This window comes from Streptomyces sp. T028, assembly GCF_048159505.1.
Lineage (GTDB): Bacteria > Actinomycetota > Actinomycetes > Streptomycetales > Streptomycetaceae > Streptomyces.
Genome location: NZ_JBLRVZ010000089.1, coordinates 15,520 through 29,251, shown reverse-complemented (window position 1 = coordinate 29,251; position 13,732 = coordinate 15,520). Strand labels below are relative to the sequence as shown.

The 13,732-nt window shown below is 72.1% G+C and carries 8 protein-coding genes, 2 tRNA genes, 1 other RNA gene and 2 pseudogenes; 7 read left to right on the top strand and 6 right to left on the bottom strand.

Annotated elements, in window-relative coordinates:
* Nucleotides 1–80: 80 nt before the first annotated feature.
* Nucleotides 81–503, bottom strand: coding sequence for a hypothetical protein (locus tag ACLZN2_RS49665; RefSeq protein ID WP_416986734.1), 423 nt, complete (start codon nucleotides 501–503; stop codon nucleotides 81–83).
* Nucleotides 500–1,340, bottom strand: a pseudogene (locus ACLZN2_RS49660) (IS5 family transposase). Before ACLZN2_RS49660 ends, ACLZN2_RS49665 begins: the two are co-directional and overlap by 4 nt.
* 101 nt (nucleotides 1,341–1,441) lie before the next feature.
* On the opposite strand from ACLZN2_RS49660, the pseudogene ACLZN2_RS49655 reads away from it, so the two are divergent.
* Nucleotides 1,442–2,035 (top strand): annotated as a pseudogene (locus ACLZN2_RS49655) (tyrosine-type recombinase/integrase); the annotation flags it as partial.
* A gap of 65 nt (nucleotides 2,036–2,100) precedes the next feature.
* On the opposite strand, the gene ACLZN2_RS49650 reads toward ACLZN2_RS49655, so the two are convergent.
* A tRNA-Ser gene (locus ACLZN2_RS49650) sits at nucleotides 2,101–2,185 on the bottom strand.
* A gap of 96 nt (nucleotides 2,186–2,281) precedes the next feature.
* Between ACLZN2_RS49650 and ffs the strand changes: the two genes are divergently transcribed.
* The 6 genes from ffs to ACLZN2_RS49620 all read left to right on the top strand — a co-directional run bounded on the left by ffs (nucleotide 2,282) and on the right by ACLZN2_RS49620 (nucleotide 11,440).
* Nucleotides 2,282–2,380, top strand: an RNA gene (ffs, locus tag ACLZN2_RS49645) — signal recognition particle sRNA small type.
* 58 nt (nucleotides 2,381–2,438) lie between these two features.
* The gene (locus tag ACLZN2_RS49640) at nucleotides 2,439–4,805 is read left to right on the top strand and encodes a DNA polymerase III subunit gamma and tau (protein ID WP_416986733.1); all 2,367 of its coding nucleotides are present in this window, start codon (nucleotides 2,439–2,441) and stop codon (nucleotides 4,803–4,805) included.
* A gap of 123 nt (nucleotides 4,806–4,928) precedes the next feature.
* Nucleotides 4,929–6,182 carry a phosphoribosylamine--glycine ligase gene (gene purD, locus ACLZN2_RS49635; RefSeq protein ID WP_416986731.1) on the top strand — a complete coding sequence of 418 codons (1,254 nt, stop codon included), beginning with the start codon at nucleotides 4,929–4,931 and terminating at the stop codon, nucleotides 6,180–6,182.
* 391 nt (nucleotides 6,183–6,573) lie between these two features.
* Nucleotides 6,574–8,718: a hypothetical protein gene (locus ACLZN2_RS49630; protein WP_416986738.1), complete on the top strand. Its 2,145-nt coding sequence runs from the start codon at nucleotides 6,574–6,576 to the stop codon at nucleotides 8,716–8,718.
* A 227-nt stretch (nucleotides 8,719–8,945) separates the two neighbouring features.
* Nucleotides 8,946–10,472, top strand: a complete 1,527-nt coding sequence (locus ACLZN2_RS49625; RefSeq protein WP_416986729.1) for a N,N-dimethylformamidase beta subunit family domain-containing protein — start codon at nucleotides 8,946–8,948, stop codon at nucleotides 10,470–10,472.
* Nucleotides 10,473–10,540: 68 nt separating this feature from the next.
* On the top strand, nucleotides 10,541–11,440 hold the full coding sequence (locus ACLZN2_RS49620; protein WP_416986727.1) for a phosphoribosylaminoimidazolesuccinocarboxamide synthase: 900 nt from the start codon (nucleotides 10,541–10,543) through the stop codon (nucleotides 11,438–11,440).
* A 323-nt stretch (nucleotides 11,441–11,763) separates the two neighbouring features.
* Here ACLZN2_RS49620 and ACLZN2_RS49615 read toward each other — a convergent pair.
* The 3 genes from ACLZN2_RS49615 to ACLZN2_RS49605 form a co-directional block, all read right to left on the bottom strand.
* Nucleotides 11,764–11,839: transfer RNA gene (locus ACLZN2_RS49615), tRNA-Gly, on the bottom strand.
* A gap of 23 nt (nucleotides 11,840–11,862) precedes the next feature.
* The gene (locus ACLZN2_RS49610) at nucleotides 11,863–12,471 is read right to left on the bottom strand and encodes a response regulator (RefSeq protein ID WP_416986726.1); all 609 of its coding nucleotides are present in this window, start codon (nucleotides 12,469–12,471) and stop codon (nucleotides 11,863–11,865) included.
* Nucleotides 12,468–13,730 (bottom strand): sensor histidine kinase, encoded by a 1,263-nt coding sequence (locus ACLZN2_RS49605; RefSeq protein WP_416986724.1) that lies wholly within the window; start codon nucleotides 13,728–13,730, stop codon nucleotides 12,468–12,470. The genes ACLZN2_RS49610 and ACLZN2_RS49605 overlap by 4 nt, the downstream gene beginning before the upstream one ends.
* Nucleotides 13,731–13,732: the final 2 nt, after the last annotated feature.

Sequence of the window (13,732 nt, the reverse complement as noted above, 5' to 3'; positions counted from 1 at the left end):
TGAGAGGGCGGTACGTGACGTGATGCCCGTTTCGGGCCTTCGGGTGGGGCTGTCGGGCTGGTCGTGGCCTGACCAGGCGGCTACGACTGCGGCTTGGTGAACAAGCCCTGCTCGGACTCGATCAGGATTCCGCGTTCGGCCAGCCGCTTGAGCTTGAGCCGGACGTTGTTGACGTTGTTGGGTGCGATCTCCAGGTCCATCGCCTCGCAGACCGCCCGCGCCCGCAGCGGGGCGTCGGCTGCGGCGAACACCGCCATGATCTGCTGGTAGGCCGGATGGTCCGGCAGCTTCACGGGCGGCGGTGTCGGCGAGGCCGGCTCGGGCAGCGCCAGCAGCGTCTTGCGGGTGATGCGGACCTCTTCGGCGACTCGGCCGAACTCCTCCAGTTGCGCGGTGAGTTCCGTGATGCGCGCTCGCGTCGCTTCGGCCTGCGTGGCGATCTCACGCTCTTGCTCCTCCAGGCGGGCGAGGACCGCCCCCAGGGTGAGCTCGTCGTTGTTCATGCGCCGCGCCAGGTGGGGGTGGAGGTCGCGGTGAGCATCCTGGACATCCGGTCGCTTATGGCCCAGTACACCCTCGACTCGGCCGAGGCGGGCNGAGGCGGGCCGGTGTTCGTAGTCGCGGACCAGTCTGCGGTGCAGCATCATGATCCCGTTCACCTGCTCCACTCGCCACCGGATCGGTTGCGGCACGAACCCGCTGGTTGCCGGGTTGCGCTCGACGACTTCGACGTCGATGCCAACCTTCTTGCCGTGGTCGATGACGGCGGTCTTGAACCCCTGGTCCACCAGGGCCTTCTGCACCGTGTCGGTGTCGGCGGCGACCTTGTCCAACAGGGCGATACCGGCAGAGTTGTCGTGCGCGGACGCGGCCAGCACCACCACCGCGATCACCAGACCGAGAACATCAACTGCCAGGCCGCGCTTGCGGCCCGGGACTTTTTTTGCCGCGTCCCTTCCGGTGGTGCCAGCGGGCACCCCGGTGGCCGCGTGCAGGCTCTGGGTGTCAAGCACCACCAGGCTCGGGTCCGCCTTGCGCCCCCGGCTCTCGCGGACCTGCCAGCGCAGCAGGTCGTGGATGGTCTGGTCGGTGCCGTCGTCGCGCCACTTGTAGAAGTAGTACTTCACCGCGCCGGCCGGGGGCAGATCGTGGGGGAGGTAGTCCCACTGGCAGCCGGTCCGGGACTGGTAGAGCAGCGCGTTGACGATCTCCCGCATCTCGTAGGCGCCCTGATGGCCGCTGACCGAGGGATGCTGGGCCTTCCAGGAGGCGATGACGGGCTCGATCAAGGCCCACCGCTCGTCGGACAAGTCGCTCTTGTAGGGCTGGCGGTCGCTCACGAAGAACACTCCAGCACGCCAGGACTCCCCCATCAGCTCAGATGGGGCCGTGCCACACGTTCCGGGGACGCTAAAAGCGACATCTCGTCACGTACCGCCCTCTGAACAACGAGTACCTGAAGCTACGCCGGAACCGTCTGCGCCCCAGGTACGAGCACGGGTGCCCGGAATCTTCACCGTGCGGCCGAAAGGCGGGGTACTGCCCGGACAAGGTGCAGGTTCGGCGCGAGACCAAGAACACCAAGTCCCGCGCTGGCCGCCGCGCCGTGCCCCTGCCGGGCCCGCTGGTCGCCATGCTTCGGGCCCACGCCGAGACGCAAGAGCGCGAGCGCAAGGCGGCCGGCGACCTGTGGATCGAGTCGGACTACGTGTTCACCAAGCCTCTGGGGGGTCCACTCAGCCCGAACACGGACTATCACGACTGGAAGCGGCTGTTGGATGACGCCGGGGTCCGGAACGCCCGGCTTCACGATGCTCGGCACACGGCCGCCACCGTGCTCATGCTCCTTGGTGTCCCGGCGCGCGTCATTGATCAGATCATGGGGTGGGAGCCGGGCACGTCCGACAGCATGCGGGCGAGGTACCTGCATGTGCCGGACGCCATGCTCAAGGACGTCGCCCGGAAGATCGCCGAAGCCATCTGGGGAGCCCCGGAAACGGCGCCTGTGGACAAAAACCAGGACAACGACGGCTGAGTGGACAACGAAGCGGCCCCGCTGATCACAGCGGGGCCGCTTCGTTTCGCCTGTTCAGGCGGCTGCGGAGGATACGAGATTCGAACTCGTGAGGGGTTGCCCCCAACACGCTTTCCAAGCGTGCGCCCTAGGCCTCTAGGCGAATCCTCCGCCGGAAACATTACATGACCGAGAGGAGTGCTCGCGAACTCGTTCCTCGGCGGTCCGGCGGGGTCGTTGCTGGCCGTCGGCATCGGGTACTGTTTGGGCAGCCCCTCACGCGGCGCTATCTGACTGAACTCCCCCAGGGCCGGAAGGCAGCAAGGGTAGGTCGGCTCTGGCGGGTGCGTGGGGGGCGCTTGCGTTTCACGGGTGGGATCGTGTGCGGGTCCGGTTGTCAGTGGGCGCCTATAACCTCGTATGCGTGTCGTCTCTCGCGCTGTACCGCCGTTATCGCCCGGAGTCGTTCGCCGAGGTCATCGGGCAGGAGCATGTCACCGACCCGCTGCAGCAGGCGCTGCGGAACAACCGGGTCAATCACGCGTACCTGTTCAGCGGGCCGCGTGGGTGCGGGAAGACCACCAGCGCGCGCATCCTGGCCCGCTGTCTGAACTGTGAGAAGGGCCCCACGCCGACCCCGTGCGGGGAGTGCGACTCCTGCCGCGACCTCGCGAGGAACGGCCCGGGTTCGATCGACGTCATCGAGATCGACGCCGCTTCGCACGGTGGTGTGGACGACGCCCGTGACCTGCGGGAGAAGGCCTTCTTCGGGCCCGCCCGCAGCCGGTACAAGATCTACATCATCGACGAGGCCCACATGGTCACGTCGGCCGGTTTCAACGCGCTCCTCAAGGTCGTCGAGGAGCCCCCGGAGCATCTGAAGTTCATCTTCGCCACCACCGAGCCCGAGAAGGTCATCGGGACGATCCGGTCTCGGACCCATCACTATCCGTTCCGGCTCGTGCCGCCGGGGACGCTCCGGGACTACCTCGGCGAGGTGTGCCAGAAGGAGGACATCCCGGTCGAGGACGGCGTGCTGCCGCTCGTCGTGCGCGCGGGTGCCGGTTCCGTGCGTGACTCCATGTCCGTCATGGACCAGCTCCTCGCGGGCGCGAGCGACGCCGGTGTGACGTACGCCATGGCCACCTCTCTGCTCGGCTACACGGACGGCTCGCTGCTCGACTCCGTCGTCGAGTCCTTCGCCACAGGTGACGGGGCCGCCGCCTTCGAGGTCGTGGACCGGATCATCGAGGGGGGCAACGATCCCCGACGGTTCGTCGCCGACCTGCTGGAGCGGCTGCGTGACCTCGTCATCCTCGCCGCCGTGCCGGACGCCGCCGAGAAGGGGCTCATCGACGCCCCGGCCGATGTCATCGAGCGCATGCAGGCCCAGGCGGGCGTCTTCGGCGCCGCCGAGCTCAGCCGTGCCGCCGACCTCGTCAACGAGGGCCTCACCGAGATGCGTGGCGCCACCTCGCCCCGCCTCCAGCTCGAACTGATCTGCGCGCGCGTGCTGCTTCCCGCCGCATACGGCGACGAGCGCTCGGTCATGGCCCGCCTCGACCGCATCGAGCGCGGCGTGAACTTCTCCGCCGGCGGCGTCCAGGGCATGCCCACCGTGGGGTACGTCCCCGGCCCCGAGGCCCACGCCGGCCCGGCCGCGACCGGTGGCGCCCCCATCCCGCCGGGCGGCGGAGCGGCCGCCGCCCGGGCGGCCGTGCGGGGTGGCGCGGGAGCCGGTGGTCCGGCCCCGTACGCCGGGCAGGCCCCGACCCCGGCCGTGGCCCCGGCCCAGTTCCAGGGACAGCCGCAGACTCCGCCCCCCGTTCAGCCCCCGGCCCAGCCCTCCGCCATGCCTCCCGCCGCGGCCTCCGCCCCGGCCACAGGGGCTCCCTCAGCTCCTCCAGCCCCCGCCGAAGCCGCCCCCGCACAGTCGACCGCCCAGGCCCCCGCCGCTCCCGCCCCGGGCGCCTGGCCCACCGCCACCGCGGCGGGCAGCGGCCGCCGGCCGGGCGGCTGGCCCACGGCCACCCCCGCGGGCGGTGGAGCGGTACGTCCCCCAGCGGCATCCACTCCTGTCCCGCCCCCCGCCCCTGCCCAGCACACCACCTCCGCCCCGGCTGCGGCGCCGGCCGCCTACGCACCCCCCGCCGGCGGCCTCGACCCCCGCATGCTCTGGCCCAACATCCTGGAAGCGGTCAAGAACCGCCGCCGCTTCACCTGGATCCTCCTCAGCCAGAACGCGCATGTCGCCGGCTTCGACGGCACCACGCTCCAGCTCGGCTTCGTCAACGCCGGTGCCCGTGACAACTTCGCGAGCAGCGGCAGCGAGGACGTGCTGCGCCAGGCGCTGGGCGAGCAGTTCAACGTCCAGTGGAAGATCGAGGCGGTCATCGACCCGTCCGGTGGTTCGGCCCCCGCGCCCACCGGTGGTTACGGCGCTCCAGGCGGCGGCGGAGCACAGGGCGGATACGGCACCCCCGGCGCCTCTTCGTCCTACGGCGCCCCGGGCGGCGGCTACGGCGGCAACGCCCCGTCCGCCCAGACCCCGGCGCCCGCCGGCCCCGCCCCACAGACGCAGTCCGCCTCCGCTTCCGCTGGCGGACCCGCTGCGAGCCCTGTTCCCACGGCCCCCGCTCCTGCCCAACCCCCCGCCCCGGAACCGGTCGCCCCCGAGGACGACATCCCCGAGGACGACGACCCCGACCTCAACGAGTCGGCCCTCTCCGGCCACGAACTGATCGTGCGCGAGCTGGGGGCGACGGTGGTGGAGGAGTACACCAACGAGTAGAGGGAGTACACCGACGAGCCACCTTCGCCGGGGCGAGTTCGGAGGAACGCACAGTGTCCCGGCCCTCCGGCCCTCGGCCTCCCGCACAAAGGGACCACGCCGCCTCCCGTTAGGCTGACCCCTGTGAACGTCCTCGTCATCGGCAGCGGCGCCCGCGAACACGCCCTGTGCCGCTCACTGTCCCTCGACCCCGCCGTCACCGCGCTGCACTGCGCTCCCGGCAACGCCGGCATCGCCGAGGTCGCCGAGCTGCACCAGGTCGACGCCCTGGACGGCAAGGCCGTGGCCGCGCTGGCGCGGGACCTCGGCGCCGAGCTGGTCGTCGTAGGCCCGGAGGCGCCGCTGGTGGCCGGGGTCGCCGACGCCGTACGGGAGGCGGGGATCCCGGTCTTCGGGCCGTCCCGGGAGGCCGCGCAGCTGGAGGGGTCGAAGGCCTTCGCCAAGGAGGTCATGGCCGGGGCAGGCGTCCCGACCGCCCGTTCGTACGTCTGCACGACCGCCGAGGAGGTCGCCGAGGCCCTCGACGCGTTCGGTGCGCCGTACGTCGTGAAGGACGACGGTCTCGCGGCCGGCAAGGGTGTCGTCGTGACCGACGACCTCGAGGCGGCCAAGGCGCACGCCGCGGCCTGCGACCGTGTGGTCATCGAGGAGTTCCTCGACGGCCCGGAGGTCTCCCTCTTCGCGATCACCGACGGCGAGACGGTCATCCCGCTCCAGCCCGCCCAGGACTTCAAGCGCGCGCTCGACGGCGACGAGGGCCCGAACACCGGCGGCATGGGCGCGTACTCGCCGCTGCCGTGGGCCGACCCGAAGCTGGTCGAGGAAGTCCTGGCGACCGTCCTCCAGCCGACCGTCGACGAGATGCGCCGCCGCGGCACCCCGTTCTCCGGGCTGCTCTACGCCGGCCTCGCCATCACCTCCCGCGGGGTCCGCGTCATCGAGTTCAACGCCCGCTTCGGCGACCCGGAGACGCAGGTCGTGCTGGCCCGGCTGCGGACCCCGCTCGCCGGTGTCCTGCTCGCGGCCGCGACCGGCACCCTCGCCGACCTCGAGCGTCTGCGCTGGAGCGAGGACGCGGCCGTCACCGTCGTCATCGCGTCGCACAACTACCCCGGCACCCCGCGCACCGGCGACCCGATCACCGGCCTCGCCGAGGTGGCCGCCGAGGACGCCCCGCACGCGTACGTCCTGCACGCCGGGACGAAGCAGGACGGCGGGACGGTCGTCAGCGCGGGCGGCCGTGTCCTGTCCGTCACCGCGACCGGCGCGGACCTCACCGAGGCCCGCGCACGGGCGTACAACGCCGTCGCGCGCATCGGTCTCGACGGTTCCCAGCACCGTACGGACATCGCCGCGAAGGCGGCTGCGGGCGCGTAACACACCTGCGGACGCCTACCGCCCGCGGGCGCGTAAAACACGCCTGCGACCAGGCAGCATCCCCCAGCGCACCCCCAGCGCACCCCTGGCGCATCCTGTGCGCACCCTCAGGCCCCGGGTTCCGGGGGACTCCCTCGCGGACTCCCCGAAACCCGGGGCCTGATCGTTGCCCACCGTCTTCCACCCTTCCCCAAAGCCATTCCATCGAGTGAGCGCTGAGCTATCCGGCTGACGGAGACCGGAGCGCCAACTAGGGTGCGGCGCAAGCATTCCGGCACTTGGCCCACCGGCATTGCGATGTCAGTGGCGGGTGCCACAGTGGGGGAGTGAGCAAGAGCAGGCGAGCCAGGACCGCGAGACGGCGAGGGGGTGAGTTCCGGTCGTGACCGGCATGGGTGTGGAGGCGGGCACGCAGAGCGCGCGGGCCCGGGCACTGGCCGTGCTGCGCATCCGCAGCCGGGCACTCGCCGTCGCGCTGCTGCCTGCGGCCGCCGCGGTGATCCTGTTCGCCGGTGGTTCCACGGGGCACTTCATGGGCCCGGGCTGGGACGTCGCCCGCTGGGTGGTGGGCGTGGTCGCGCTGGTCGTGCTGCTCGCCGCCGGTGTCGTCGGCCTGGTCGTCGCCCGTGGCCGCCCCGCCGTCAGCCCCACGGTCGCCGTCGCCGAGGAGGCGGCACCCGATCTGTACCGGCTGGTGCGCGACCTCGCCGACCGCCTCGACGTCCCCGTGCCCTCGGCGATAGCGCTCACCCCGGACTGCGACAGCTGGCTGGAGGACCGCACCCACCCGGCCCACAGCCCGCCCGCGCCCCGGGCCGGTGACGAGATAGCCGGCGCGGGCCCGAGCCGCCACCACCTGCCCCGCCATACGACGACGGCACCGGTCCTCGTCATCGGCTCCCCGTTCCTGTGGTGGATGCGCGTAGGCGAACTGCGCGCCGTGCTCGCCCCGGTCGTCGCCGGTACGGGCCCCTCGGCGCACCCCGACATAGCCGCGGCCCGGCGCTTCGTACGAGGGCTGGACGCCGCGGTGGCCGTCTCCGCAGACCGCGGGCGCTGTCCCGCCGCCCGCCTCGTCTGTGCCGGTATCGGCTGGGTCAGCCGGCTGATGCTGCGCAGCTGCCAGGTGCACGCCGCAGAGATGGAGCGGGGTGTGGCAGCGGCGGCGGCCGAGCGTGCACAGGCTGTGGACTACGGGCTGCGCATCGTCGCCCAGGAGCAGGTGGGCCTCGCGTACGCGGGCTGGGACCGGCTGCTGACCCGGGTCGCGCTGCCGGCCTGGCGGATGGGCCGCTGGCCCTCCCGGCTGGACGCCGGCGTCGTGGCCGCCCTGACGGAGCTCTCCCGCCGGGACCGTCTGGCCGAGGGCTTCGCCTCCCGGCTCGGAGAGCGCCCCGCCTGCGACCTGCTCGAAGAGCCCGGCGCCGTCGACGAGGCGGCCTCCCTGCTCGCCGCCCGCCTCTTCCACGGCGGGCCCGCGGAGCCCGGACCGGACTGGTCCCCGGTGGACTGGCAGGAGTACCCGGAGGAGGTCGTGGACCGCAAATGGCGCACCGACGCGGCCCGTCTCCACCGAGTCCTCGACGCCCTCGGCGTCCGCCCCACCCCCGACCCTCCGTCCCCCCACCCGGTCGGCCCCACCCTGGCCCGCGTCCTGGACCACCTGACAGCCGACCCGACGGACCCGACGGACCCGACTGACCCGACTGACCGAGCGACTTCCGTGGGTCTCTCGGACCGGGGTGACCCGAAGACCCCCGCGGGCCTATCCGACGGACGTGACCTGGCGACTCCCGCGAACCTGTCGGACCAGAGCGACCCGATGGCGCCGGGCAGGGGGCTACCGGACAGGCACGGCCCGGCAATCGACAGGGATCTGCCGGACGGGGAAGGCCGGGTGATCGACACCGGCCCGGCGGACAGAAGCGACCCGACAGCGGCCAAGGCCTCATCGGACCGAGACGCCCCCGCAGCCCCTACGGGCCCCGCAGCACCCATGGGCCCCACGACCCCCACTGCCCCCACCGCCGCCCCGAGCCCGGCAGGCGCCCCGCCCCCTCATTCCCCGCAGCCCCCGACGCACCCCGCACCCGACGAGGACCAGGACGAGGACGACGAGGACGGGCTCCCCGCCCCCAACCCCCACAGCACAGCGCTTGCCGCGCGGCTCGGTACGGAGGTGGCGCGCGAGGAGGCGGCAAGGCCTCCCGTGCCCAGCGGCGGGCAGGGCGGCCCCGACGGACCCCTGTGGGAGGACGGCGCGCTCCCCCTCTTCCCGCTCCAGCCCCCACGCACCGACCGCGAACTGCTCGCCGACCACGTCACGGCGATGGTCTGCTGCGCCGCGATGGACACCGTCGGCGCGACCCCCGGTCTCGACTGGCTCGACGGCCCCACCCTCCTCGTCGACGGCGAACGCGTGACCGACCTCGCCGCCCGTGTCCTCAGCCTCGTCGAGGACGGTGACGCCGCCCCCCTGCACGCCTGGCTGGTGGAACTGGGCATACGCCCCGAGAAGCCGGTACGACTCGGCTGACCTTGCCCGGAACGGACCCCCTGGTTCCACTTTCGGCTAATTCGCAACGAATAGTGACTGTCTGCGCGCGTTATGTGATGTGCTGGGACCGATCGCGCCCATGGCATGGGCGTGCGACATAGGACAGCCAACCTGCCAGTCGGCCAGTCGGCCAGTCAGCGTTCAGCGTTCAGCGCGAAGCGACCGCACCGCCGGACGACCACGGGGGCACCAGGGAGGGGAGCGCCATGGCACCGGGACCGGAGCACATCCGCCGCTGGGAGTCGGGAGCACTGGCCCATGCCGTGACGGATCCCTTCGGCCAGGGCCCCGTCCCCTGGCTGCGCGGCAGCGAGACGTACTTCGACGACACCGGCCAGGTCGTCCCCTGGTACGTCGACCCGGCCCCCGCGCGAAAGCCCGGCGGCGAGGGCAGCCCCAAGGTCCCCGGCCCCCGCACCGCGCCCACCCCGGCGCCCGCGTCCGGCGTCCCCCGCTCCGCCGACGACGTCCGCCGTCAGATCAAGGGCTTCACCTCCACCGGCGCGGTCGCCCCCGGCGGGGCCGTCGACTTCCACATCACGGTCGACCCGCCCCAGGAGTTCAGCGTCGACATCTACCGCATCGGCCACTACGACGGGGCCGGCGCCGCCAAGATCACCACCAGCCCCCGGCTCTCCGGCATCGTCCAGCCCCCGCCGCTGACCGCCGACCGCACGGTCTCGTGCCACCACTGGTGGCTCTCCTGGCGGCTGCAGATCCCCTCGTACTGGAGCGTCGGGGCGTACGTCGCCGTCCTCACCACCGTCGACGGCTACCGCTCCCACGTCCCCTTCACCGTCCGCGACCGGCGCCCCGCCGACCTGCTGCTCCTCCTGCCCGATGTCACCTGGCAGGCCTACAACCTCTACCCCGAGGACGGCCGCACCGGCGCCAGCTTCTACCACGCCTGGGACAAGAACGGCCGCCTTCTCGGCGAGGCCGACGCCGCGACCACCGTCTCCTTCGACCGGCCGTACGCGGGCGCGGGCCTGCCCCTCCACGTCGGCCACGCCTACGACTTCATCCGTTGGGCCGAGCGCTACGGCTACGACCTCGCCTACGCCGACGCCCGCGATCTGCACTCCGGCCAGGTCGACCCCACCCGCTACCGCGGCCTGGTCTTCCCCGGCCACGACGAGTACTGGTCGACGAACATGCGCCGCACGGTCGAACTCGCCCGCGACAGCGGCACCTCCCTCGTCTTCCTCTCCGCCAACACCCTGTACTGGCAGGTCGAACTGGGCCCGTCCCCGTCCGGAGTCCCCGCCCGGCTGCTCACCTGCCGCAAACGCAAGGGCCCCGGCAAGTCGGTTCTCTGGCGGGAGATCGACCGCGCGGAGCAGCAGTTGGTCGGCATCCAGTACGCGGGCCGCGTCCCCGACCCGCATCCGCTGATCGTGCGCAACGCCGACCACTGGCTGTGGGAGGCCACCGGAACCCAAGAGGGTGAGGGCATCGAAGGCCTGGTCGCGGGCGAGGCCGACCGCTACTTCCCCCGCACCCCGCTTCCGCACCACGAGGACCGCATCCTCCTCGCCCACTCCCCGTACACCGACGGCGAAGGCGTCCTGCGCCACCAGGAGACCTCCCTCTACCGCGCCCCCTCCGGCGCCCTGGTCTTCGCCTCCGGCACCTTCGCCTGGTCCCCCGCCCTCGACCGCCCCGGCCATGTCGACGCCCGCATCCAGCGCGCCACCGCCAACCTTCTCGACCGCATCTGCAAGCGCGACTGACCCGCTGCCCTGAGCCATGCCCCCATACGGGACAATCAAGGCCTAGGACAGAGCCACGCGGAGGAACCGTGTCCGGATTCGTAGAAAAGCCCGAGCCGCTTCAGGTGCCGGGTCTGGTGCATCTGCACACCGGCAAGGTGCGTGAGCTGTACCAGAACGAGGCGGGCGACCTCGTGATGGTCGCCAGCGACCGTATGTCCGCCTACGACTGGGTGCTGCCGACCGAGATCCCCGACAAGGGCCGCGTCCTCACCCAGCTCTCCCTGTGGTGGTTCGACCAGCTCGCCGACCTGATCCCCAACCACGTCCTCAGCACCGAACTGCCCGCCGGCGCCCCCGCCGACTGGGCCGGCCGCACCCTGGTCTGCAAGTCCCTGCGGATGCTCCCGGTCGAGTGCGTGGCCCGCGGCTACCTCACCGGCTCCGGCCTCGTCGAGTACAACGAGTCCCGCACGGTCTGCGGCCTCGCCCTCCCCGAGGGCCTGGTCGACGGCAGCGAACTCCCCGCCCCGATCTTCACCCCGGCCACCAAGGCCGCCGTCGGCGAGCACGACGAGAACGTCTCCTACGAGGAAGTCGCCCGCCAGGTGGGCGCCGACACCGCCGCCCAGCTGCGCCAGGCCACCCTCGCCGTCTACGGGCGCGCCCGTGACATCGCCCGCGACCGCGGCATCATCCTCGCCGACACCAAGTTCGAGTTCGGCTTCGAAGGCGACACCCTCGTCATCGCCGACGAGGTCCTCACCCCGGACTCCTCCCGCTTCTGGCCGGCCGGCCAGTGGCAGCCGGGCCGCGCCCAGCCGTCGTACGACAAGCAGTTCGTCCGCGACTGGCTCACCTCGCCCGAGTCCGGCTGGGACCGCAAGAGCGAGCAGCCCCCGCCGCAGCTCCCCCAGCAGATCGTCGACGCGACCCGCGCCAAGTACATCGAGGCGTACGAACTCCTGACCGGCACCCCCTGGTCCTGAGAGCCAGTGTCATATCCCCGGCCGGGCGCGCGACACCTGGCACGCTCCCCCAGAGGGGGCACCCCCCCACCCCCACTGCCTCAAGGGCGTGGGAGGTGCCCCCAGCCGCGTTGCCGAAACACCCACGTGGCTCCTCCCCCACGCTCGGCTTCGCTCGAGCGGGGGGACCCCCATGACGCCGCGCGCTGATCCGGCCGGGGATATGACACAGGCTCTGACCCGGAAGGCCTCGACCGGCCCCCGCGAAACCGGGGGCCGCTCGGCCCATCCCCGGCCGAGCCACGGTCACGCAAAAACCCCGGTCCACCGGACCGGGGTTTCACTGGAGCGGACGACGAGGCTCGAACTCGCGACCTCAACCTTGGCAAGGTTGCGCTCTACCAACTGAGCTACGTCCGCAGTGCGCCGTGGCGCGAGGCCAACTATACCCAACCCCGCTCGCGTGCGAGACGCACCGCCGCGTGCCGGTTCTCCGCCCCCAGCTTGGAAACGGCCGACGACAGGTAGTTCCGCACGGTCCCCTGCGACAATCCGGCCCGCTCGGCGATCTCCGTGACGGGCGCCCCCTCGGCGGCGAACTCGAGCACCTCGGCCTCCCGCGAGGTCAGCGGCGAGTCCCCGGCCGCTATGGCGTCGGCGGCCAACTCCGGGTCGACGTACCGGTTTCCGCAGTGCACGGTCCGGATGATCTCCGCGAGCCGCTGTGCGCTCACCGTCTTCGGGACGAACCCGCGCACACCCGCCGCAAGCGCCCGCTTCAGATGGCCAGGCCGACCATGACTGGTGACGATCAGCACCCGGCAACCGGGCAGTTCGGCCCGCAACGATGTGGCGACCTTCACACCGTCCGCGCCCGGCATCTGAAGATCCAGCACGGCCACGTCCGGCTCGTGCGCCCGCGCCATCGCCAGCGCCTCCGGTCCGGTGGCCGCCTCGGCGACGATCACCAGATCGTCCTCCAGGGAGAGCAGCGCGGCCAGCGCACCCCGGATGAGGTGCTCGTCGTCGGCGAGCAGCACCCGCACCGTCATGAAGTGACCTCGCTCACAACACCCGTCCTGTCCAGCGGCACCTCGGCGACCACCCGGAACAACCCCGGCCCGGCGAACCCGGCCTCCAGCGTCCCGTCGACCCGCCGCAGCCGCTCCCGCAGGCCGGCAAGCCCCGACCCACCGCCGTCGCCGTCGCCGTCCCGTCCGGCTTCGGCTCGGCCGCCCCGTCCGGCGTCGGCTCCGTCGTTCTCCACGGTCAGCACCACGCGTCCCTCCGTGATCCGCAGCCCCACCGAGCACCGCCCGGCGTCCCCGTGCCGCAGCACGTTCGTCGTCGTCTCCCGGACCACCCAGCCGAGCGTCGACTGCACCTCACCGGGCAGCCCGTCCGCCTCCCCGCGCACCTCGCAGGCGATCCCGGCGGCCGTCAACACCCCCTGAGCACCCGCCAGTTCCACCGCGAGATCGGCCTCCCTATAGCCCCGTACGACCTCCCGCACCTCCCGCTGAGAGTCCTGCGCTATCCGCTGCACCTCGATCATCTGCTCCACTGCCTCCGGCCGCCCCCGCCGGGCCAGCTGCACCGCCAGCTCCGCCTTTAGCGCCAACACCGCCAGGTTGCGCCCCATCACGTCATGCAGATCCCGCCCGAACCTCAGCCGCTCCTCGGCGACAGCGAGCCGGGCCCGGGTCTCGCGGGCCTCGTCGAGCTGGTAGACGGCGTCGAGCAGCCAGACGGAGAAGAGTGCGGTGAAGGCGAGGAGCCCGGACCCTAGGAAGACGCCCATCATGGTGAGGACGGCCTCGGGTGGCGGCACGTTCAGCGGGAAGGAGACGACTCCCGCGCCGACCGAGAAGCCGGCCACTATCGCGTACACCCGCCGCCGGTCACGCACGCCGAGCGTGAGGACCCCTGCCCCTATGACCAGGACGACCCCGAAGACAGCACCCGCGGTCGTGTCGACGCCCTCACGGTCCGGACCGTGTTGGGCGATCCAGATGGCCGCCACCGCGATGGCGGCGGTGAGCGCGGCGAGCGTCCACAGCAGCCGCACGGGCTGGGGGCGCCGGCCGCGCGTCCAGTCCAGCCCCTGGGACACCGTTCGCATGCAGACCACGGCGTGCACGGTGACCAGGACCAGCAGCACGCCGCCGAGCCCGGGCCCCAGGGAGCCGACGGCCGGCAGACCGACCCCGGCGATCTCGCTCACCCCGAAGAAGTGGAACGACCACCGCGTATACGTCTCGAACTTCGCCGGTGTGCTCTTCCCCCGCCACCAGCCCCCCGGTCCGCGCATCT